Below are 22,412 nucleotides of genomic sequence, written 5' to 3'. Positions count from 1 at the left end.
GACGAGGCCCATGACAAGGATGAGAACGATGGTCAGATTTGGTTTTGCACTCATGACCGCCGCATTGACGGCCGGCTCCGCGCTCGCGGCACCTGCGGTCACCACGGCGAATGTGAATTTTCGCTCAGGCCCGGGCACAGGGTTCGGTTCCCTCGCACAGCTTGTCGAGGGAACCACCGTCGATCTCGGCGAGTGCGACGATAGCGGTGCCTGGTGCGCGGTTTCCGTCAAGGGCGAACAGGGTTTCGTCAATGGCAAGTATCTCAACCAAGCCGACGCGACGACGGACCGCCCGGGCTGGCCGCGGGTCTACACCACGGATGGCGGCGCGGAGATCACGCTCTATCAGCCGCAGATCACCGACTGGAAGGATTTCTCCACACTCTCGGCGCTCATCGCCACGGAATATAAGCCGACCAAGGATGCAAAGCCGATCTTCGGCGTCATCGGCGTCAGCGCCGACACCGTGTCCGATGCGGATGCTGGTACCGTCATCCTCAGCAATATCAAAGCCACGGAGATCAATTTCTCGGCGCTCGACCGCAAGCAGATTTCCGATCTGTCGCTGGAAATCGGCAAGCTGATGCCGACGGGCAATCTGACCTATCCCGAGGAACGCCTGACCGCCAGCCTTGCCGACTATCAGCGTATGGACGACATAAAAGGGCTGAAATCCGATCCGCCACCGATCTTCATCAGTGAGACGCCGGCTATCTTGCTGCAGACGGACGGCAAACTCGTGCTCGCTCCGGTGAAGGGCGTGACCGGGCTGTCGTTTGCGGTCAACACCAATTGGGACCTGTTTCAGGCCGACGCCGACAAGAGCTATTATCTGCGCGATGACAAGACCTGGCTGACCTCCAAGGACCCGGCCGGCGCCTGGCAGATCGCGACATCGCTTCCAGACGCATTGACGAAGCTTCCCGATGACGACAGCTGGAAGGCAGCCCGAACGGCCATTCCGCTGACAGCGGTGGAAGGCTACAAACTGCCAAAGGTGGTCTATTCGGAAACGCCGGCCGAGCTGATCCAGTTCGAAGGCGAGCCGAAGCTGGAGCCCGTCAAGGGCACTGCGCTGAAATGGGCGTCGAATTCGGCCGGTGACTTGTTCTATGACGATAATGGCAAGCAATGGTATGTGCTTCTCTCCGGCCGCTGGTTCTCCGCTGCATCGCTCGATGGTCCCTGGACATTTGCGACGCCGAACCTGCCGGCCGATTTCCAGAACATTCCAGATGATGCGCCCTATTATGCAGTGCGTGCATCGGTACCGGGAACATCGGAAAATGCCGAGGCGCGGCTGAAGGCCAGCATTCCGCAAACGGCGCGTGTCTCTACCGATGGATCGGTGAAGGTCGATGTCTCTTATAGCGGCGAGCCGAAATTCGAACCGATTGAGGGCACCTCGCTTGCCTATGCCGTCAATACCAACGAACAGGTCATCAAGGTCGGCGATCAGTATTTCGTCTTGAAGGATGGCGTCTGGTTTGTCGGCGCAAGCCCCACCGGCCCGTTCACAGTCGCCAAGGCTGTGCCGGACGAGATCTACAAAATCCCGCCGTCCTCGCCGGTCTACAACGCCACCTATGTGCGGGTTTACAAGACGGAACCGGATGCTGTCTGGTATGGCTACACCATGGGCTATCTCGGTGCCTATCTGGCCTGGGATACCTATGTCTACGGCACGGGCTGGGCCTATAACGACTATTGGGACTACGGCTGGGCGGGCGGCGGTTACGTCCCGTACTATCCGCGGCCCGTGAGCTATGGCGTCGGCGCCTTCTACAATCCGGCTTTCGGAACCTTCGGACGCTACGGCTATGCCTATGGTCCCTATCGCGGCATCGCGGGCGGGGCGGCCTATAATCCCCGGACCGGCACCTACATTCGCGGCGGCGCTGTTTCTGGCCCGGCTGGCGAGCGTGGCTTCATTGCAGCCTATAATCCGCGCACCGGAAACGGCGTAATGGCGCGGGGCGGCCACAATGTCTACGGTTCCTGGGGCTCGGCCAACGTCAAGAACGGTTCGGACTTTGCGCATATTGCCGGCGGGACGAACGCGGCGGGCGGGGCTGCGCATTGGCGCAACTCCGATGGCAACCATGGCTTTGTCGCAGGCGGCAAGGGCGGTGACATCTATGCCGGCCGGGATGGCAACGTCTACCGCCGCGACAACGGCCAATGGCAGAAGCATACGCCTGACGGCTGGGATCCCGTGCAGAAGCCATCGACCGACAATCTGAAACAACATGGCGAGAACTTTGCGGCCAAACATCCGGATGCGGCGCAGAAAATTGGCCAGAACCAGGATGCCATCAAACCTCTGGCAAACCGCACCAACAATCGCGTCCGCCCGGTGGCGCCGGACAATCTCGGCCTTGATCGCGCCGGCCGTCAGATCGGCAACCAGCGGGCATTCCAACAGGACATGATCCGCCGTCCGGCACCGGGCGGGTTCGATGGCGGGGATTTCCAGCGTGGTGGCGGTTTCGGTGGAGGTGGCTTCCACGGCGGCGGTAATTTTGGCGGCGGTGGCGGGTTCCACGGGGGCGGGGGCTTCCACGGCGGTGGCGGGTTCCATGGAGGTGGCGGTTTCCGCCGCCGCTGACCACCCGATCTATCTGCCGTTCGGAGGGGTTACCTTCGGACGGCATTTGCTTTTAGACGGTGCCAGCCCTCAAACGGTACTGGCCATCCCTGTTTCCAACGCTATTCTTCGTCCGACCTTTCACGACAATCGAGGATAAGCGATGGCAGGCCTGCAGGGACAATGGAACGGGGTTCGTATCGCCGACCTCGACGGCAAGATAATTCTGATCACCGGAGCTTCGACCGGCATTGGCGCAGCGCTTGTGCGTGCATTTTCTGCGCAAGGCGCAAGTGTCGCCATCCACTACAACGAGAGCAGGCACGCTGCAGAAAATCTCCTTTCCGAGATCGAGAGCGCGGGCGGCAAGGCCGTTCTGGTTCAGGGCGACGTCTCGGCCGATGGCGTGACGGAGCGTGTGGTCGAAGAGGCTGCCCATCATTTCGGCCGTCTCGATGGGCTGATCAACAATGCCGGCGGCATGCTTGGCCGTGTTGCGACGTCCGAGATGAACGACGCCCATTACGAGCGCGTCATGGACCTTAATGCCCGCTCCGTGCTGGCTGCCACCCGCGCCGCGCATCCGTGGCTGAAGAAGCAGGGCGGCTTCATCATCAACACGACTTCGATCGCCGCCCGCAATGGCGGCGGCAACGGTGCCATCCTCTATGCGGCGTCGAAAGGCTTTGTCTCGACGATTACCCGTGGCCACGCCAAGGAATTTGCCGGCGACGATATCCGTGTCAACGCGGTAGCACCCGGTGTCATCGCCACGCCCTTTCATGATCGCTATACCAGCCCGGAAATGCTCGACGCCCAGCGCAAGACCGTACCGCAAGGCCGGATTGGCACGCCGGAGGAATGCGTCGGCGCCTATCTGTTTCTCGCATCTCCTACACTCTCCGGCTATGTCACCGGCCAGATCATCGAGGTCAATGGCGGTCAGCTGATGCCGTAGACAGTGACGGGCGGTGCTGTCGTCTTGACGACGCCGCCATGCTCGGACTAAGTGGCATCCGACGGTTCCCCGATGGATGACTTCGAGGGGATTAATAGGGAACACGGTGCGGAAGACCCAACAGGGACCAAGACCGTGGCTGCCCCCGCAACTGTAAGCGGATTGCCGATCGCCACCCGGCGCTTTTTAAAGCGCCAAGCCACTGCGAGCCCTCCGGGTTTGCGGGAAGGCAGGCGAAAGGCAGATATCCGCGAGCCAGGAGACCTGCCGTCGAAAGCAACATCCAACTTCCCGGGCGGGGTTGCCCGGAACAGGAGCCATCATGTCTGATTTCGACGGCCGCATCCGGCGTTCTTTCGCCGTTTTCTTCCAAACGGAATATTCCACCCATCATTAAGCGATCGGCAGATTGCCTCTGAGCGTCAAAGCAAACCCGGCTAGCCCGGCAGTGCTGTCGCACAGACACGAAATCGCCGCTTCCCATCTTTCAATTCCGCTCACGCATTGCCGCCGGGCCTGGAATTCCGTTTCAAGAAAGTCACCATGTTTACCAACCGTATCCGTCATCTTTCCCGCGTTCTGGCTCCGCTATCGGCAGCCGCCTTTGCGGTCGCAGGCTTTACCACGCCCGCTGCTGCCGCATCGACCGCCTATCCACTGACTATTACCAATTGCGGCCAGACCGTCAGCTTCGACAAGGCGCCCCAGAAGGTCGTCTCGATCGGCCAGGGCATGACCGAAATCCTGTTCTCGCTTGGTCTCGCCGACAAGATCGCCGGCACCGCCGTCTGGGTTGGCCCGGTCCTACCGGCCTTTGCCGAAGCCAACAAGACGATCAAGCGGCTGGCCGACAACGACCCGAGCTTTGAATCCGTCGTTGGCGTTGAGCCGGATCTGGTGGCGGCAGAATTCGAATGGCATGTCGGCACGCAGGGATCGGTCGGCAAGCGCGAGCAGTTTTCCGGCCTCGGCATCAATACATATGTCTCGCCGACCGATTGCGTTGCCAAGATCAATACCGACGGCGGCGACGGTGTCCGCCGCGAACTCTTCACCATGGACCTGATCTATCAGCAGATCGGAGAGCTGGCGCAGATCTTCGATATTCAGGATCGCGGCGACGCTTTGATCGCCGACCTGAAGAAGCGCGAAGCCGATGCCGTTGCATCGATCGGCGCTGCCAAGCTGGGCGCGCTGCCCGTTGTATTCTGGTTTTCCAGCAAGGAAGTGCAGGGCGATGCCTTCATCGCCGGCAAGAACAGCGCACCGGCCTATATCCTGAAGGCGCTGGGTGCGAAAAATGTGGTGACGACTGAAGAAGAGTGGCCATTGGTCGGATGGGAAACCATCGCAGAGGCCAACCCATCGGTGATCGTCATCGCCACCATGGACCGCCGCCGCTATGCCGCTGACGATCCGGCCGTGAAAATCGATTTCCTCGAGAAGGATCCGGTCACCAGCCAGCTGGATGCGGTCAAAAACAAGCGCTTCGTCGAGATGGACGCGCAATCGATGAACCCGACGATCCGCACGATCGACGGCATCGAGATCCTTGCCAAGGGCATCAAATCCTTCGGCCTGTCGCAGTGAGCCTAACCATGGTTCAACCCGTCATGGCGGGCGAACGATGGTGGGCGCGCCTGGCGCTGGTCATCCTGTCGTTCGCCGTGCTCGGTTTCATCATCAGTCTCGCCGTGTCCATCGGCGAGATTTCCATTCCGCTGGAGACAACGGCCAAGGCCGTTTCCAATCGCCTGTTCGGCACCGCGTTCGAACTCAGCCGCATCCATCAGGGTATCGTCTGGGATTACCGTCTCAGCCGCGCATTGCTGGCGGCAAGCGCTGGGGCCGCCCTTGCCCTGTCGGGGGCTATCCTGCAGGCGTTGCTGCGTAACCCGCTGGCCGAGCCCTATGTGCTCGGCATTTCCGCCGGCGCCTCGACCGGGGCCGTGGCGGTGATGATCCTGGGTTTTGGATATGGTGCGCTGACCCTGTCGACCGGCGCATTCATCGGCGCGGTCGTTGCCTTCGTTCTGGTCTCGGCGCTGGCGGCTGGAGCAGGCGGCGGGGCGGACCGGATCATTCTGGCCGGTGTTGCCGGTTCACAGCTTTTCAATGCTCTGACCTCCTATATCGTCACGACGTCGGCCAATGCCGAGCAGGCACGCGGCGTGATGTTCTGGCTGCTTGGAAGCCTTTCTGGCGTCCGCTGGCCCGATGTCTATCTCGCGGCTCCGGTCGCCCTGCTCGGTTTTGCGGTGTCGATGTTTTATGCGCGCGCACTCGATGCCTTCACCTTCGGCGTCGATGCGGCGGCGGCATTGGGCATTGCCATCAACCGGGTACGGGTCATCCTGCTGGGCGCCACGGCGCTAATGACGGCAGCAATGGTCAGCATCGTCGGCTCCATCGGTTTTGTCGGGCTGGTCATTCCGCATGCCGCGCGGTTTCTGGTCGGCCCGTCGCATGGCCGCCTGTTGCCGGCATCGGCAATCATTGGCGCGATCTTCATGGTGGCTGCCGATATCGTCTCGCGCATCATCATTCCGCAGCAGATCCTGCCGATCGGCGTCGTCACGGCGCTGTTCGGCGCACCTGCCTTCGCGCTCATTCTCTATAGGGCGAGGAGGCCGGTGTGAGCATTTCCATCAAGGACGTGCGCTGGTCGGCCGGTGGCCTGATGATCGTCAACGGCATCAGTATCGACGTCGCCGCCGGAAAAACGCTTGGTCTGCTCGGTCCAAACGGTTCCGGAAAATCCAGCCTTCTCAAGCTGATCTGCCGTTTGCGCAACGTCAAGAGCGGCGTCATTGCGCTCGGCCATGCCGATATCGCCGGAATGGCCCGTCTCGATATCGCCCGGCGCGTGGCACTGGTCGAACAGCAGGCGACGACCGAGGCGCAGGTCACCGTGCTGGATGTTGTCCGGCTGGGGCGCACGCCGCATCGCGGGCCGCTATCGCCGTGGAGTGCGGCCGACGACAAGGCTGTCAACGACGCGCTGCATCACGTCGGCCTGCCGGAGCGGGCCGGCCAGTTCTGGCATACGCTATCGGGCGGCGAGCGTCAGCGGGTGCATATTGCCCGGGCACTGGCGCAGACCCCGAGCGAATTGCTGCTCGACGAGCCGACGAACCATCTCGATATCCAGCACCAGCTGGAAATCCTGTCGCTGGTGGCCAAGCTGCCGGTCACCAGCATCATCGCGCTGCACGACCTCAATCTGGCAGCGATGTTTTGCGATAGCCTCGCCATCCTCCACCACGGCAAGGTCGTGGCCGCCGGTACGCCGGAAGAGGTTCTGACCGAAGAGCTGATCGGCCGGGTCTTCGGCGTGCGTGCCTATATCGAACGCTCGGCCCATCACGGGCGCCAGCATGTGCAATACCGGATTGACTAGAACCCGCGCGGTTGCCAGCATGCGCAGTGGCGGCGGAACCCGGCTCTCCATAAGTGCGATCTGGTTTCAGCTTGCTGGAAACGGAAGATAGTCCACCGATAAGGCAGGTTGCCGGGCGTTGTTGCCCTTGCGCCGTCACCCCGCTTTGACGGGCCACACCCCTGGTTTTGTGTTTTTGCCGATCAAATTGGCCTGCCCGAAAGACGGGTTGGAATGATATTTGCATAAATGCTAATATAATTAGGCAGACAGGAGGAAAAGTGTCATGGGTTCGAACATGCCGCACCATTTTCCTGCACTTTGGGTCCTCATGAGTGTTGGAGAAAGATACAAGCGTATAGATACGGTGGACAGCGCAGCCCGGTTGCTGATTGAACAATGGCCTTCGCAGGAGGGAGGCAGATATATGGATGCTTTACGGGCTTGCCGGGATGCGTTGCGAGATATTGCGCCAGCCTATGCGGCCCGTGAAGCACTAACGCGCGCCGCAGACGAGGCTCTCATTTGCTACATCAGCGTCGTTCAAGGTGGGAAATCCCGAAATTCGACGAGAAATTCCAGTCCCGGCGCGAAACACGCTTGAACAAAGGTTGCTTTGATAAAAGCTATTTTATGTTCCATAAGATAGATTACGTGATTGGTTTATGTAGCGGGGGTGGGTTCAAGGATGAAGTGCGACGCAGTCGCGGTTTCACAATGATCATCGTGTTGTCTTTCGGGGCTTGATTTTATCAGGGCGGTCGTGAGGATGGCGCCGAGTAATGTCCGCCAATCCGTCGCCAGGAAACACCATGAAGCTCCAGTTGATCCGCAATGCCACTTTGAAGCTCGACTATGCCGGACGCACCGTGCTGATCGATCCCTATCTGGCGCCGAAACATAGCCTGCCGTCGTTTACCGGCCGGTCTCCCAATCCGATGGTGGAGCTGCCGACCGGGATCGAGGATATTCTGGAGGGCGTCGAACTGGTGATTGTTTCGCATCTGCATGACGATCATTTCGACAGCGTCGCCATGCAACGCGTCCCGAAACATCTGCCGCTTTTCTGTCAGCCGGGTGATGAGGTGACGATCCGCGAGGCTGGGTTTACCAACGTGACGCCGTTGACTGACAGTGCAACATGGGAAGGCCTGACGCTGACGCGCCGCGAGGGCAGTCACGGGCTTGGGCCGGTGGTCGAGCTGATGGGGTCGGTCATGGGGTTCAGCCTTGAGGCTGAGGGCGAGCCTTCGATCTACTGGGCCGGCGATACGGTGCTCTACCCGCCGGTGGCGGCTGTGATCGGTGACACCAAGCCGGATATCATCATCACCCATTCCTGCGGTGCCCGCTGGGATGGCGACCTGATTGTCATGGACGCCTTGGAAACGGTCGCGGTGTGCGAGGCAGCGCCGGACGCAATCGTCATCGCCACCCATATGGAAGCGCTTGATCACGCCACGATCACCCGCCAGGATTTGCGCCAGGCCGCAGAGGAAAAGGGCATTGCACCCTCACGGCTGCTGATCCCTTCAGATGGCGAGACGGTGGTGCTGGGTAGGCCTTGATCGGCCGCCCCTCCACCGGCCCTTTCAGCGCATCGTGTAGCCGCCATCGCTGTAGAGCGTCGATCCGTTCATATTGCCATTGTCGAGCAGGAACAGAGCAGCCCCCGCCGCGTCATCGACGGTGCCGACCTCGCCGGTGAGTGCAAGTGCCCGCCAGCTATCGAAAGCCGGTTCACGGATGGCTGCCTCGCGGTTGCGCCAGAGATTGCTGTCGATAGGTCCCGGTGACAGGCAGTTGACCCGGATCGGCCGCAACTCCACCGCCAACGCCCGGGCAAGACCCTCGATCGCTGCGTTGCAGGCGGAGTAGGCGGGATTGCCGAGCGGGCGAACCGAGGCGGCGCCCGACATCAACACGATGGCAGCATTTTTGCCTAAATAGGGTAGCGCCGCATGCACGGCCCAATACTGCCCCCAGAACTTCGATCGGAACGGGCTTTCCGCCGTCTCCGTATCGGCGTCGCGGAAAGAGGCCGTGCGATAGGTGGTGCCGGGGGTGAACAATCCCGCTAGTTCCTGCTGGCCGGCGAAGAAGGTGGTCAGTGACGCCCGGTCCTCGATATCGACGGACCGGGTGATTGCCAGCGGACCGAGTTGCCGGGCCGCCGCCTCCAGCCGCCCGCTGTTTCTGCCGCCGATCAGGACGCGATCGCCCCGCTCGACAAGCTGTTGCGCAAGGCCGAGGCCCATTCCCGAAGTGCCGCCGATGATGACATATGTCTTTGCTTTTCTCATGGTGCTGACTCTATTGACGACTTTACCGGCAGAGAAGCGACGTTTGAGCGTGACACTCACGACTTATTTTCATTAAATGGATCATGTCGAAGAATGACCGAACCGGTTCGATCCGCATTTTTCTCGCCGTTTGCAGTGCGCAATCCTTTGCGGCTGCTGCCGCGCAGCTGCATCTTTCGCCGTCTGCCGTTGCAAAGGCGATCGCGCGGCTGGAGGCCCGGCTTGGGGTGCGCCTGCTCGAAAGAACGACCCGGCGGCTGCAATTGACGCAGGAAGGCGAACGCTATCTCAGCGTTTGCCGTGGGGCGCTCGACGAGATCGACCGTGTGGAAGTGGAGCTGGCGGCGACACGGACGGAGCCGAGTGGACTGGTGCGGATCAGCCTGCCGCCGCTGTTTGGCATCTCAGTCATTGCTCCGGCACTCTTTGCTCTGGCGGATGCCCATCCGCTGCTATCCTTCGACATGACGCTCAAAGGCGAGAAGGTCGATTTCCTGGCACATCAGGTGGATCTGGCCGTCAAGATTGGCCACCTTCCCGACACATCCGGATTGACCGCACGTCGGCTTGGCACCCAGACGATCGTGCTCTGCGCATCCTCCAGCTATCTCGACCGGCATGGAACGCCACAATCGATATCCGATCTGTCGGCGCATCGGCTGGTCGCAACCAGTAGCGAGAAGGGTGTCGTTCCCTGGTCTATCGCCGGGCCTGACGGTGGGTTCGAGACGTGGATGCTCCCTGCCCGGCTGCTGCTGGACGGCAGCGCGCTCACCCTTTCAGCGATCAAGGCCGATCGCGGTATCGGCTTGCTGCCGCAGTGGCTGGCGGCACCGGACCTGGCGTCCGGCGCGCTGCGACAGGTGATGGCTGGCCGGATCGAAAGCCACCTGCCCATTCATGTGGTCTGGCCGAGTACGCCGATGATGTTGCCGCGATTGCGCGTGACGATCGATGCGATCGTTGCGGCCGCCCGTCATTCGGTGATTTCTGACGCGGGCAACGAGATGCGTTCGGCTTAGGATCGCGCCCTACTTGCCTTGGAATTGCGGTGGCCGCTTTTCAATGAAGGCGGCCATACCCTCTTTCTGATCCTGGGTGGCAAACAGCGCGTGAAAAATGCGGCGTTCGAACAGGATGCCTTCCCGCAGCCCGCCTTCGAGCGCACGGTCGACGGCTTCGCGGGCTGCCATGGTGGCGGCCTTGCCGTAACCGGCAATGGTTTGGGCCGCTGACAATGCTTCATCCAGCAGTTTTTCCGCCGGCAGGACGCGGGCGACGAGGCCGCAGCGTTCGGCCTCGGTCGCATCCATCATCCGGCCAGTCAGGATCATGTCCATCGCCTTTGCCTTGCCGACCAGCTTTGTCAGCCGCTGTGAGCCGCCCATGCCGGGGATGACGCCGAGCTTGATTTCGGGCTGGCCGAACATGGCGGTGTCGGCAGCAAAGATCATGTCGCACATCATCGCCAGCTCGCAACCGCCGCCGAGTGCATAGCCGGAGACGGCGGCAATCTTTGGCGTGCGGAACGACGCGAACTTGTCCCAGGCGGCAAAGAAATCCTCACCGAACATGTCCGGGAAAGACTTGTCGGCCATCTCCTTGATATCGGCGCCGGCGGCAAATGCCTTGTCGGAGCCCTTCAGCACGAAGCAGCCGACACCGGGATTGCGATCTAACGGTGCAAGGTCTGTCGCTAGCGCATTCATGATCTCGGAATTGAGCGCGTTGCGGGCCGCAGGCCGGTTCAGCGTGACGATAACGACCCGGTCCTGCTGTTCGACAATGATCGGTTTTTCCATGGGCGTGATCCTCTTGGCGGGCGATTCTGGGCTTCAGGCGGTGTTACCAGATTGTTGCCGTAGCATATCGATGATGCCGGAAAAATCCTTGCCGGCATTTCCCAGTTCGCTGAACAGGGCGTAAAGCTCGGCCGCCTTGGCGCCAAGAGGAGTGGCGGCGCCGGCTGATTGCGCTGCTTCCTGCGAAAGCTTCAGGTCCTTCAGCATCAGCGCACCGGCAAAACCCGGCTTGTAGTCATTGTTGGCCGGCGATGTCGGGACCGGGCCAGGGACCGGGCAATAGGTGGTCAGCGACCAGCACTGGCCCGACGATACCGAGGCGACATCGAACAGCGCCTGATGCGAGAGGCCGAGCTTTTCGCCGAGCACGAAGGCCTCGCCGACCGCGATCATGCTGATGCCGAGGATCATGTTGTTGCAGATTTTTGCCGCCTGCCCGGCCGCCGCGCCACCGCAATGGATGATCTTTTTGCCCATTGCCTCAAAGACCGGCTGGGACTTTGCGAAAGCCTCCTGTTCGCCGCCAATCATGAAGGTCAGCGTCCCGGCGGAAGCACCACCGGTTCCGCCGGATACGGGCGCATCCAGCGAGGGGCAGGTCTTGCCGGCCGCAAGTTCATGCGCCTTGCGGGCGCTGTCGATATCGATGGTCGAGCAATCGATCAGCAATGTGCCGGATGGCACCGTCGTCACCAGCTCCTGCCAGACCGACAGGACATGCTTGCCGGCGGGAAGCATGGTGATGACGGTGTCGGCGCCAGCGACCGCTTCGGCAAGCGATGCGCACGCTGTGATGCCCTTGCCTCGTGCTTCGTCCAGCAACGGCTGTGAAAGGTCGAAACCCCTCACCGCATGGCCTGCCTTGACGAGATTGGCGGCCATCGGGCCGCCCATATGACCGAGACCGATAAAGCCGATCGTCATGTTGGTGATCCTTCTCTGATCTTTTCCGCAAAGAGCGGATGAGCTGACGGCTGGAAATAGGCGTCGACATCAGCGGACGTGACATCGGCAAGCTGGGCTGGCCGCCATTGCGGATTGCGGTCCTTGTCGATCACGGCGGCGCGCACGCCCTCGTAAAAATCATGGCTGCGCAGGACGGCTGCCGTGGCCGCGAATTCCCGTTCGAGGCAGTCTTCCAGCCTTTCAGTCTTGCGGCCAAGCCGCAGGAGCCGCAGCGTGACGTTGAGACTGAGCGGCGATTTGGTTGAAAGAACGGAGGAGAGTTTTTCCGAAAAAGGGCTGCCATCCACACGCAGGGCAGCGACAATCTCTTCGATGGTGTCGAAGGTAAAGAGGCGATCGATTGCCGGTTGTTGGGATTTAAGGCCGTCGGCTGGCGGTGTTTCCGAAAAGCCTGCGATCGTGGTTGAAATTTCCTCACGTGGGCTGTCCGCCGGCAGCGATGCCAGCGCCGCGATCAACGCGTCGAGCCTTTCGGATCTGACGAAAACATCTGCAAGACCGACGAGGATGGCATCGGCGGCGCCCAGCGGTTCACCGGTCAGCCCGACATAGGTGCCGAGTTCGTTGGCTCGGCGCGTGAGGAACCATGATGCGCCGATATCGGGGAAAAAGCCGATGCCGGTCTCCGGCATGGCGAAGCGGGTGCGCTCGGTGACGATCCGGTGGCTGCCATAGACGGAGATGCCGACACCGCCCCCCATGACGATACCGTCCATGATGATGACGTAGGGCTTCGGGTAGCGACCGATGCGGGCGTTAAGCGTGTATTCTTCGCGCCAGAACGTCGTTGGTGCGTCCGATCCGGATTTTCCGCCGTCATAAATTGCGCGGATATCGCCACCGGCACAGAGGCCCCGCTCCCCCTCGCCCGTGACAAGCACGGCAGCGATGAACGGATCACGTTCGAAATTGTCGAGCGCCGCTTCGATGTCGCGCACCATCCGCAGCGTCAGGCTGTTGAGGGCCTTTGGACGATTGAGCCGAATGCGGCCGAGCGCGCCTTGGCGTTCGACCAGCGTTTCAGCTTCTGTCGCGGGGTGGTCAGATGTGGAGGGCATGGCCAAGGGCTTTCAAGGCGGCTTCCTGGAAGCCTTCACTACGGGTCGGATGGGCGTGGATCGTCGCCGCAATGTCTTCGAGACGCGCGCCCATTTCAATCGCCAGCGCAAAGGCGCTGGAGAGTTCCGAAACGCCGGAACCGACGGCCTGGATGCCGAGAACGAGGTTGCTGTCGGCACGCGCCACGATGCGGACGAAGCCGTCTTCCGAGAGCATGGTCATGGCGCGGCCGTTGGCATTGAACGGGAATTGACCGACGCGAACCTCGTAGCCCTGCGCCCGCGCCTCATCCGGCGAAAGACCAGCGGTGACGATTTCCGGGTCGGTGAAGCAGACGGCGGGAATGCAGCGCTTGTCCCATGTGCGCTTTTTCCCGGCGACGATTTCGGCAACCATCTCGCCCTGCGCCATGGCGCGGTGAGCCAGCATCGGCTCGCCGGTGATATCGCCGATGGCATGGATGCCACGCATCGATGTCCGGCAGCGGTCATCGACGCGCAGGAATTTTCCGGTGCGATCAAGGTCCAGTTCGTCCAGCCCCCAACCTTCGGTGCGTGGCTTGCGGCCGACTGTCACGAGGATTTTGTCGGCGGCAAGCTGTTCTTCCGCGCCTTCGGCTGTTTCGATCAGAAGCGCGTTGCCCGAAAGGCCCTTGGCCTTGGCGCCGGTCAGGACGCGGATGCCGAGATCGGCAAGCCGTTTGGCCACCGGCTTCACCAGCTCCGCATCATATTGCGGCAGGATCTGCGATGTCGCTTCGACCACGGTGACTTTCGACCCTAATTTGGCAAAGGCGGTGCCCAGCTCAAGGCCGATATAACCGCCGCCGACCACCACCAGCTTTTGCGGCACGGTTTTCAGGGACAGCGCTTCCGTCGAAGAAATTACCGGCCCACCGAAGGGCAGGAACGGCAATTCGACGGGCTCCGAACCGGTAGCGATGACGATCGTTTCGGCGCGGATGACCTGCATTCCGGTTTCGGTCTCGACCTCGACGGTCTTGCCGTCGCGGAACTTTGCCCGGCCGTGGACGATCTTGACCCGCGCCTTGCGCAACAGGCCGAGTACGCCGCTGTTCAGGCGCCCGACGATACCGTCCTTCCAGGCAACGGTCTTGGCTAGGTCGAGCTTTGGCGTCGCCACCGAGATGCCGAGAGGGCTTTTTGTACCGGCCATATGGCTGACTTTCTCGAATTCCTCGGCCGCATGGATCAGCGCCTTTGAGGGGATGCAGCCGATATTGAGGCAGGTGCCGCCAGCCTTGACGGCTTCGACGATGACGGTATCGACCCCGAGTTGTCCTGCCCGGATGGCGCAGATATAGCCGCCGGGACCGGCGCCGATGACGAGAAGTTTGCAGACGATCTCTTTCATGGGCTCAGCTTTCAATGAAAATCAGTGCGGGGGTTTCGAGCAGGGCCTTGATCCGCTGGACGAAGGTCGCGGCATCCCAGCCATCCACCACCCTGTGATCGAAGCTGGACGACAGGTTCATCATCTTGCGCGGGATGAACTGGCTGCCGTCCCAGACCGGCCGCGTCATGATCTTGTTGACGCCGACGATCGCCACTTCCGGGTGGTTGATGATCGGCGTCGTGGCGATGCCGCCCATCGCACCGAGCGAGGTGATGGTGATGGTCGAGCCGGAGAGTTCCTCCCGCAGCGCCGAGCCGGTGCGGGCGGCTTCCGCCAGCCGCACCACTTCGGCCGCGCAATCCCAGATGCCGCGCGCTTCCGCATGGCGAACGACAGGCACGGTCAGGCCCGCCGGGGTCTGGGTGGCGATGCCTATATGCACAGCTGCGTGGCGGCTGATGATGCCGGCGTCGTCATCGAAGGTGGCATTGACGACGGGCTGTTCATAGATCGTCTTCACCATGGCCCGCATCAGGAAGGGCAGGATCGTCAGCTTTGTCTGCTCATGCTTGCGGCTGGCGTTCATCGTTGCGCGCAGGACTTCCAGATCGGTGACGTCGATTTCCTCGACATAGGTGATATGGGGAATGCGCGAGGTCGCCAGCACCATCTTTTCCGAGATGCGGCGGCGCAGGCCGGTGACCTTGATTTCCTCGACGGCGGTTTTCTTGGCAAGGCCGGTCGGCGCCGGTTGCGGTTGCGCACCTCGGGCAAGGAACTGGTCGAGGTCGTCATGGGTGATGCGCCCGGCCGGGCCGGTGCCTGTTACCTGGCGCAGGTCGATGCCGCCATCCTGTGCCCGAAGACGGACTGCTGGCGAGGCCAGCGGCTTAGCAAGTGCATCGAGTGCGATACGCTTTCCCTTCTCCCCAGCGGGGAGAAGGTGGCCCGCAGGGCCGGATGAGGGGGATGGCTGAACAATTGGGGGCGGAGAGGCCCCCTCATCCGCCCTTCGGGCACCTTCTCCCCGCTGGGGAGAAGAGGAAGCAGCGGTCACCGTTTCCGCCATCGGAACCGCATCCGCCTCGCCGCCCTCACCCGCGACCTGAATGCGCATCAGCGGCGCCTTGACGGCAACGGTGTCGCCGATCTCGGCACCTAGCCAGAGCACCGTGCCTGTGACTGGCGACGGGATTTCGACTGTCGCCTTGTCGGTCATGACGGCGGCAAGCACCATGTCTTCGCGGACGGGATCGCCGACCTTGCAATGCCATTCGACAAGCTCGGCTTCCGCCACGCCTTCGCCAACATCCGGCATCTTGATGATGAATTCACCCATGGTCACGCCTCCATCACTTCGGCAAGCGCGCGGCCGACGCGGCCGGGTCCAGGGAAATAGTCCCATTCCTGCGCATGCGGATAGGGCGTGTCCCAGCCGGTGACGCGCACGACCGGGGCCTCCAGATGATAGAAGCAATGTTCCTGCACCAGTGCCGCAAGCTCGGCGCCGTAGCCCGATGTCAGGGTCGCTTCGTGAACGACGACGCAGCGGCCGGTCTTGGTGACCGATTGCACGATCGTATCGAGATCGAGCGGCAACAGGCTGCGCAGGTCGATCACTTCGGCATCGATGCCCATCTCCTCAGCGGCGGCCAGCGCGACATGCACCATCGTGCCATAGGCGATCACGGTGACCGCAGCACCTTGCCGGCGGATTTCGGCCTTGCCGATCGGAATGCTGTAATGGCCTTCCGGCACCTCGCCCAGGTCATGCTTTGACCATGGCGTCACCGGCCTATCGTGGTGGCCATCGAAGGGGCCGTTGTAAAGGCGCTTCGGTTCGAGGAACATCACCGGATCGGGATCTTCGATCGAAGCGATCAGCAAACCCTTGGCGTCGTATGGGTTGGAAGGCACGACGACCTTCAGGCCGCAGACATGGGTGAACAGCGCTTCCGGGCTCTGGCTGTGCGTTTGGCCGCCAAAGATGCCGCCGCCGGTCGGCATGCGCAGTACGATCGGGCAGGTGAAATCACCGTTCGAACGGTAGCGGATGCGGGCGGCTTCCTGGGTGATCTGGTCATAGGCCGGGTACATATAGTCGGCGAACTGGATCTCGACACAGGGTTTTAAGCCATAGGCGGCCATGCCGATCGCCGTGCCGACAATGCCGCTCTCGCTGATCGGCGCGTCGAAGCAGCGGGTCTTGCCATATTTCGCTTGAAGTCCCTGGGTGCAACGGAAGACGCCGCCGAAGTAGCCAACGTCTTCACCGAACACCACGACATCGTCGTCGCGTTCCATCGAGACGTCCATGGCGCTGCGCACGGCCTCGATCATCGTCATTCTGGCCATGTCAGTATCCTGCCTTCTGCCGCTGGCGGCGAATATGGGGCGGCATTTCGGCATAGACGCCTTCGAAAATATCGCGCACCGAGGGTTTTCCGCCGGCATGCAGGGTGCCGTGTGTCTCGGCCTCCTTTTGCGCCTGGATCACCTCGTCAAGAATTTCCGCCTCTGCCTGCACATGCCGCTCCTCGGACCAAACGCCGCGGACAATCAGGTGCTTCTTCAAGCGCAGGACAGGATCGCCAAGCGGCCAGGCTTCGGACTCGGTCTTCGGGCGGTAAGCGCTCGGGTCGTCGGAGGAGGAATGCCCCCCGACCCGGTAGGTCACATATTCGATGAGCGTCGGACCGAGATTGCGCCGGGCGCGCTCGGTCGCCCAAAGGGAAACGGCGTAGACCGCGAGATAGTCGTTGCCATCGACCCGCAGGGCGGGGATGCCGAAACCGAGGCCACGCGCGGCAAACGTGCCGGAGCCGCCACGGGCAATGCCCTGGAAGGTGGAAATGGCCCACTGGTTGTTGACGATGTTGAGAATGACCGGCGCCTTGTAGGTCGAGGCGAAGACAAGTGCCGAATGGAAGTCCGATTCCGCCGTCGAGCCATCGCCAATCCAGGCGGCGGCGATCTTGGTGTCATTCTTGATGGCCGACGCCATCGCCCAGCCGACGGCCTGGACATATTGCGTGGCCAGGTTGCCGGAAATGGTGAAGAAGCCATGCTCCTTGGAGGAATACATGATCGGCAGCTGCCGCCCGCGTAGCGGGTCTTTTTCGTTGGAGAAGATCTGGTTCATCATCTCGACCATCGGATAATCGTCGGCAATCAGCAGACCCGCCTGGCGATAGGTCGGGAAGTTCATGTCGCCCTTTTTCAGCGCCTTGCGGAAGGCGCAACTGACGGCTTCCTCGCCAAGATGCTGCATGTAGAAGGATGTCTTGCCCTGCCGCTGCGCCATCAGCATGCGGGCGTCGAATGCACGCAGTTTCATCATGTGCTTGAGGCCAGTGAGCAGTTCCTCATCAGACAACAGTCCCGCCCAGGGGCCGACCGCTTCACCATCCCGGTTCAGCACGCGGATGATCGAATAGGCGAGATCGCGGATATCCTCCGGCGCCGCATCGACTTCGGGCCGGGGCACAGAGCCGGCCTTGGCAATATTGACGTTGGAAAAATCCGGCATGCCGCCGGGCCGGACGGCCGGTTCAGGTACATGCAGGCTCAATTGCGGGAACTCGGTCATGCCGTGCTCTTCCTCCCATTTTCGCCCGTGCCTTCCAGTCTCCTCCCGGAAGGCGGGCTCATTTTCTTATAGACTACGTGCAATGACGATGCGTTGCACGTCGCTTGTACCTTCATAGATCTGGCAAATGCGGACGTCGCGGTAGATGCGCTCGACCGGATAATCCGACATGTAACCGTAGCCGCCATGGATCTGGATTGCGTCCGAGCAGACCTTTTCGGCCATTTCCGAGGCAAACAGTTTGGCTATCGAAGCCTCCGTCAGGCAGGGCTCCCCGGCCTCCTTCAGCTCGGCCGCATGCAGCACCATCTGCCGCGCCACTGTTATCTGCGTCGCCATATCGGCAAGGCGAAAGGCGATGGCCTGATGTTCGATGATCGGCTTGCCGAAGGCGATGCGCTCGCGGGCATAGTCGCGGGCTGCCTCGAATGCCGCCCGCGCCATGCCGACCGACTGCGAGGCGATGCCGATCCGGCCGCCTTCGAGATTGGCCAGCGCAATCCTGTAGCCCTCCCCCTCGGCGCCTAAACGCAGGTTGGCGGGGATACGCATATTGGTGAAGGCGATCTGACAGGTGTCGGAGGAGTGAAGGCCGAGCTTGTGTTCGACGCGAACGACCTCGTAGCCCGGCGTGTCTGTCGGCACGATAAAGGCGGTGATGCCTTTCTTGCCGGCGTCGGGATCGGTCACCGCAAAGACGATGATGACATTGCCGTTCTTGCCGGACGTGATGAACTGCTTGGCACCATCGAGTACGTAGTCGTTGCCGTCGCGGCGGGCACGGGTGCGGAGATTGGAGGCATCCGAACCAGCCTGCGGTTCGGTCAGCGCAAAGCCGCCGATCCATTCGCCGGAGGCGAGCTTCGGCAGAAAACGCTGCTTCTGCTCTTCCGTGCCGAATTTCAAGATCGGCACGCAGCCGACCGAACTGTGCACGCTCATGATCGTCGAGCATGGGCCATCGCCGGCGGCGATCTCTTCAAGCGCGACCGCATAGGCGACGGTACCCGTTTCCGAACCGCCATAGGCTTCCGGCACCAGCATGCCGAGGAAACCGAGTTCGCCCATCTCCTTCAGTTCACCTTTCGGAAACGCATGCGACACGTCGCGCTCGGCCGCACCCGGCGCCAGCCGTTCGAGGGCGAAATCGCGGGCCATGTCGCGGATCTGGATCTGCTGTTCAGACAGGATCATGTTTGGGTCTCCTCCCCTGCCCGATCAATGCCGCTCGACCGCAATCGCCGTCGCCTCGCCGCCGCCGATGCAGAGCGAGGCCATGCCGCGCTTCAGATCGTAATGCTCAAGGGCTGCCAGCAATGTGACGATGACGCGGGCGCCGGATGCGCCGATGGGATGGCCGAGCGCGCAGGCACCGCCATGGACGTTGACCTTGTCATGCGGCAGGTCGAGATCGCGCATCGCCGCCATGGCAACGACCGCGAAGGCCTCGTTGATCTCGAACAGATCGACATCCTTCAAGGCCCATCCGGTGCGTTCGCTCAGTTTCTTCAGGGCGCCGATCGGGGCTGTCGCAAACAGATTGGGTGCCTGTGCATGGGTGGAATGGCCGGTGATGGTCGCAAGTGGCGTCAGGCCCCTACGCTCCGCTTCGGAGCGGCGCATCAGCACCAGCGCGGCGGCGCCGTCGGAAATCGAACTGGCATTGGCAGCCGTCACCGTGCCGTTTTCGCGGAAGGCGGGCTTCAGCGTCGGGATCTTTTCGAGCCTCGCCTTGCCGGGCTGCTCGTCGCGGCTGACGACCTGTTCGGTCTTTCCGGCCTTCACGGTGACCGGCGTGATTTCACCGTCGAACGATCCGTCCTCGATGGCCTTCTTGGCACGGGTGAGCGAAGTCACCGCAAAATCGTCCTGGGCGGGTCGCGTGAACTGGTAGGCCTCGGCGCAATCTTCGGCAAACGTGCCCATCAGCCGTCCCTTGTCATAGGCATCCTCCAGCCCGTCGAGGAACATGTGGTCGATGACGCGGCCATGGCCGAGCCGGTAACCACCGCGGGCACGATCCAGCAGATAGGGCGCGTTGCTCATGCTTTCCATGCCACCGGCAATGGCGATGTTGGCGCTGCCGGCCAGAATAAGATCATGCGCCAGCATTGCCGCTTTCATGCCCGAGCCGCACATCTTGTTGACGGTGCTGGCGCCGGTTGCAAATGGAAGGCCCGCCCCGATGGCCGCCTGACGCGCGGGTGCCTGCCCCTGCCCGGCCGGCAGCACGCAGCCGAATACGACTTCGTCCACCAATTCTGGCGCAACGCCGCTTCGCTCAAGGGCGGCGCGGATGGCCGCAGCCCCGAGTTCGGGCGCAGTCGCCCCCTGCAGGTCGCCCTGAAAGCCGCCCATGGCGGTGCGGGCAGAACCGACGATGACGATGGGATCATATGCTGTCATTCAAACCTCCCGGAACCGTCTCAACGCGGTCCCATGCGCAGCGCACCATCCAGACGGATCACCTCGCCGTTCAGCATGGTGTTCTCACAGATATGGCGCACCAAAGCGGCAAATTCATCGGGACGGCCGAGACGTGGCGGAAACGGCACGCTCTTGCCAAGCGCTTCCTGCGTCTCGGGCGGCATGCCGGCCATCATCGGCGTTTCAAATATGCCGGGTGCAATGGTGACGACGCGGATACCGTAACGGGCAAGCTCGCGGGCAATCGGCAAGGTCATGCCGACGATACCGCCTTTGGAGGCGGCGTAGGCGGCCTGGCCAATCTGTCCGTCGAAGGCGGCGACAGAGGCGGTGTTGACGATAACGCCGCGTTCGCCTTCGCCGTCCGGCTCCTGTGTCTGGATGGCGGTAGCGGCGAGACGGATCATGTTGAATGTGCCGACCAGATTGATGCCGATCGCCTGCGCAAAACTCTCAAGCCGATGCGGGCCATCGCGGCCAAGAACCTTTTCGCCGGGCGCAACGCCAGCGCAGTTTACAAGGCCATGCAGGTGGCCGAAGCTGTCAAGCGCCGCCGCGATCGCGGCCTGTCCGTCGGCTTCGCTGGTGACGTCCGTACGGACGAACCGCGCGCTCGACCCCAGATAGGTCGCAATTTGCGCGCCAGCACCCTGGTTGATATCGGCGATAACAATGCGAGCGCCAGCCTCAGCCAGCATGCGCGTGACAGCCGCGCCAAGGCCGGAACCACCGCCGGTCACCACAAACACTTTACCGGAAATCTTCATAGCGCTGCCCTTCCTGTGCGAAGGTGAGCGGCAGTCAGTCCTTGATCCGTCATGCAGCCTCCCCGCCGCGTTCCGTCCATCATGCGCGATTTTCATCATAGCATCTTGCCGGACTCTACGCTCGCGCGATATTGCAAGCGATGACAGAACTGTCCTTCATTTTTCAGCCGGTTTTGCCATATGGGAGGAAAGTCGATGGTGGATGCTGACCGGCGGATGATCTCGCCTTCGTTTGTCGAGGAAGCGCTCGACTGCCTGCGCCGGGCGGGCAAGCCGACAGCGCCGCTTTTGACTTCACTGGGATTGCCGCCCGTAGTCGAAAAGCCGATTTCCGCTGAAAGTTACGGCGCCTTGTGGCTGGCGGTTGCTGCAGAAGTGGACGACGAGTTCTTCGGCATGGGCGAGCGGCCGATGCGGCGCGGTAGCTTTACGCTGCTCTGTCATTGTGTGCTGCATGCAAAGACGCTTGATCAGGCCCTTCGCCGGGCGCTTCGTTTTCTCGGCGTGGTGCTGGAGGACCCGAGCGGCGAACTGGTCATCCGCGATGGGCTGGCTGAAATCGTGCTGGCGGACAAGGGAAGCGCCAGGTCGGCCTTTGCCTATCGGACCTACTGGATCCTGCTGCACGGCATCACCTGCTGGCTGATCGGCCGCCGCATCCCGATCCGCCGGGTGGACTTTCGCTGCAGCGAACCGCTGGAGGGCGTCGACTACCGCCTGTTCTTCGGCGCACCGGTGCAGTTTTCACAACCCATCAGCCGCCTCGCCTTTGATAGCGCGGTGCTGAAACTGCCGATCGTCCGCACCGAACTGGCCTTGAAACAGTTCCTCCGTGGAGCGCCCGCCAACATTCTCGTGCGCTACCGGTATGACGCCGGACTTGCGGCCACTGTCCGCAAGCGGCTGCGGCAACAGGCGCCGGCGGCGTGGGCTGGGTTTGACGATCTGGCCACGCAGATACACATGTCACCATCGACGCTGCGCCATCGTCTGCAGGCGGAAGGTCAAAGCTATGCCGGGATCAAGGACGAAATCCGCCGCGACCTTGCCATCGCGATGCTGCAGGGCAGTGAAGCAAGTGTCGGCGAGATTGCGGCACAGCTCGGCTATTCCGAACCAAGCGCCTTCCACCGCGCCTTCCGCAAATGGACCACAAAAAGCCCGGCGGCGTTCCGGCGGCAGACGGCCCTGTTCGGCAGCGAATAGGTTCGCAAGTCTC

At 62.0% G+C, this 22,412-nt stretch carries 20 protein-coding genes and 1 riboswitch; of the genes, 9 read left to right on the top strand and 11 right to left on the bottom strand.

The window, feature by feature from the left end; translation table 11 throughout:
• Nucleotides 1–28: 28 nt before the first annotated feature.
• The 7 genes from ACQY8Q_RS00855 to ACQY8Q_RS00825 all read left to right on the top strand — a co-directional run bounded on the left by ACQY8Q_RS00855 (nt 29) and on the right by ACQY8Q_RS00825 (nt 8,492).
• Nucleotides 29–2,608 (top strand): SH3 domain-containing protein, encoded by a 2,580-nt coding sequence (locus tag ACQY8Q_RS00855; RefSeq protein WP_428423696.1) that lies wholly within the window; start codon nt 29–31, stop codon nt 2,606–2,608.
• Between the two features lie 142 nt (nt 2,609–2,750).
• A complete protein-coding gene (locus ACQY8Q_RS00850; protein WP_428423694.1) occupies nt 2,751–3,545 on the top strand; it encodes an SDR family NAD(P)-dependent oxidoreductase in 795 nt (264 codons plus the stop codon).
• Nucleotides 3,546–3,590: 45 nt separating this feature from the next.
• A riboswitch (cobalamin riboswitch) is annotated at nt 3,591–3,831 on the top strand.
• 257 nt (nt 3,832–4,088) lie between these two features.
• Nucleotides 4,089–5,135 carry an ABC transporter substrate-binding protein gene (locus tag ACQY8Q_RS00845; RefSeq protein WP_428423693.1) on the top strand — a complete coding sequence of 349 codons (1,047 nt, stop codon included), beginning with the start codon at nt 4,089–4,091 and terminating at the stop codon, nt 5,133–5,135.
• A gap of 8 nt (nt 5,136–5,143) precedes the next feature.
• Nucleotides 5,144–6,184, top strand: a complete 1,041-nt coding sequence (locus tag ACQY8Q_RS00840; RefSeq protein WP_428423692.1) for a FecCD family ABC transporter permease — start codon at nt 5,144–5,146, stop codon at nt 6,182–6,184.
• Nucleotides 6,181–6,945, top strand: coding sequence for an ABC transporter ATP-binding protein (locus ACQY8Q_RS00835; RefSeq protein ID WP_428423690.1), 765 nt, complete (start codon nt 6,181–6,183; stop codon nt 6,943–6,945). Before ACQY8Q_RS00840 ends, ACQY8Q_RS00835 begins: the two co-directional genes overlap by 4 nt.
• A 265-nt stretch (nt 6,946–7,210) precedes the next feature.
• On the top strand, nt 7,211–7,528 hold the full coding sequence (locus ACQY8Q_RS00830; protein ID WP_428423688.1) for a DUF982 domain-containing protein: 318 nt from the start codon (nt 7,211–7,213) through the stop codon (nt 7,526–7,528).
• 208 nt (nt 7,529–7,736) lie between these two features.
• Nucleotides 7,737–8,492, top strand: a complete 756-nt coding sequence (locus tag ACQY8Q_RS00825) for an MBL fold metallo-hydrolase (RefSeq protein WP_428423686.1) — start codon at nt 7,737–7,739, stop codon at nt 8,490–8,492.
• A 24-nt stretch (nt 8,493–8,516) separates the two neighbouring features.
• Here the strand turns inward: ACQY8Q_RS00825 and ACQY8Q_RS00820 are convergent, their stop codons facing one another.
• Entirely contained in the window at nt 8,517–9,227 is a 711-nt protein-coding gene (locus ACQY8Q_RS00820) for an SDR family oxidoreductase (protein WP_428423684.1), read from the bottom strand.
• Nucleotides 9,228–9,310: 83 nt separating this feature from the next.
• Between ACQY8Q_RS00820 and ACQY8Q_RS00815 the strand changes: the two genes are divergently transcribed.
• Nucleotides 9,311–10,249 carry a LysR family transcriptional regulator gene (locus ACQY8Q_RS00815; protein ID WP_428423682.1) on the top strand — a complete coding sequence of 313 codons (939 nt, stop codon included), beginning with the start codon at nt 9,311–9,313 and terminating at the stop codon, nt 10,247–10,249.
• Nucleotides 10,250–10,258: 9 nt separating this feature from the next.
• Here ACQY8Q_RS00815 and ACQY8Q_RS00810 read toward each other — a convergent pair whose 3' ends face one another.
• The 10 genes from ACQY8Q_RS00810 to ACQY8Q_RS00765 all read right to left on the bottom strand — a co-directional run bounded on the left by ACQY8Q_RS00810 (nt 10,259) and on the right by ACQY8Q_RS00765 (nt 21,193).
• Nucleotides 10,259–11,029, bottom strand: a complete 771-nt coding sequence (locus ACQY8Q_RS00810) for an enoyl-CoA hydratase (RefSeq protein WP_428423680.1) — start codon at nt 11,027–11,029, stop codon at nt 10,259–10,261.
• A gap of 33 nt (nt 11,030–11,062) precedes the next feature.
• A complete protein-coding gene (gene mmsB / locus ACQY8Q_RS00805; protein WP_428423678.1) occupies nt 11,063–11,953 on the bottom strand; it encodes a 3-hydroxyisobutyrate dehydrogenase in 891 nt (296 codons plus the stop codon).
• Nucleotides 11,950–13,053, bottom strand: coding sequence for an enoyl-CoA hydratase/isomerase family protein (locus tag ACQY8Q_RS00800; RefSeq protein ID WP_428423676.1), 1,104 nt, complete (start codon nt 13,051–13,053; stop codon nt 11,950–11,952). Before ACQY8Q_RS00800 ends, mmsB begins: the two co-directional genes overlap by 4 nt.
• A complete protein-coding gene (gene lpdA, locus ACQY8Q_RS00795) occupies nt 13,037–14,428 on the bottom strand; it encodes a dihydrolipoyl dehydrogenase (protein WP_428423674.1) in 1,392 nt (463 codons plus the stop codon). Before lpdA ends, ACQY8Q_RS00800 begins: the two co-directional genes overlap by 17 nt.
• 4 nt (nt 14,429–14,432) lie before the next feature.
• Nucleotides 14,433–15,749, bottom strand: a complete 1,317-nt coding sequence (locus ACQY8Q_RS00790) for a dihydrolipoamide acetyltransferase family protein (protein WP_428423672.1) — start codon at nt 15,747–15,749, stop codon at nt 14,433–14,435.
• A 2-nt stretch (nt 15,750–15,751) separates the two neighbouring features.
• Nucleotides 15,752–16,765, bottom strand: a complete 1,014-nt coding sequence (locus ACQY8Q_RS00785) for an alpha-ketoacid dehydrogenase subunit beta (RefSeq protein WP_428423670.1) — start codon at nt 16,763–16,765, stop codon at nt 15,752–15,754.
• Between the two features lies 1 nt (nt 16,766).
• Nucleotides 16,767–17,999, bottom strand: a complete 1,233-nt coding sequence (locus ACQY8Q_RS00780; RefSeq protein WP_428423668.1) for a 3-methyl-2-oxobutanoate dehydrogenase (2-methylpropanoyl-transferring) subunit alpha — start codon at nt 17,997–17,999, stop codon at nt 16,767–16,769.
• Nucleotides 18,000–18,065: 66 nt separating this feature from the next.
• On the bottom strand, nt 18,066–19,193 hold the full coding sequence (locus ACQY8Q_RS00775) for an acyl-CoA dehydrogenase family protein (RefSeq protein WP_428423666.1): 1,128 nt from the start codon (nt 19,191–19,193) through the stop codon (nt 18,066–18,068).
• A gap of 24 nt (nt 19,194–19,217) precedes the next feature.
• Nucleotides 19,218–20,405, bottom strand: coding sequence for an acetyl-CoA C-acyltransferase (locus tag ACQY8Q_RS00770; protein WP_428423664.1), 1,188 nt, complete (start codon nt 20,403–20,405; stop codon nt 19,218–19,220).
• 20 nt (nt 20,406–20,425) lie between these two features.
• Nucleotides 20,426–21,193: a 3-hydroxyacyl-CoA dehydrogenase gene (locus tag ACQY8Q_RS00765; protein ID WP_428423662.1), complete on the bottom strand. Its 768-nt coding sequence runs from the start codon at nt 21,191–21,193 to the stop codon at nt 20,426–20,428.
• A 195-nt stretch (nt 21,194–21,388) separates the two neighbouring features.
• On the opposite strand from ACQY8Q_RS00765, the gene ACQY8Q_RS00760 reads away from it, so the two are divergent.
• Nucleotides 21,389–22,399: an AraC family transcriptional regulator gene (locus tag ACQY8Q_RS00760; RefSeq protein WP_428423660.1), complete on the top strand. Its 1,011-nt coding sequence runs from the start codon at nt 21,389–21,391 to the stop codon at nt 22,397–22,399.
• Nucleotides 22,400–22,412: the final 13 nt, after the last annotated feature.

It is taken from the genome of Pararhizobium sp. (genome assembly GCF_965279435.1).
Classification (GTDB): Bacteria; Pseudomonadota; Alphaproteobacteria; order Rhizobiales; family Rhizobiaceae; genus Pararhizobium.
Note: the sequence above shows the minus strand (reverse complement) of the source record. Positions and strands in the feature narration are given on the sequence as shown.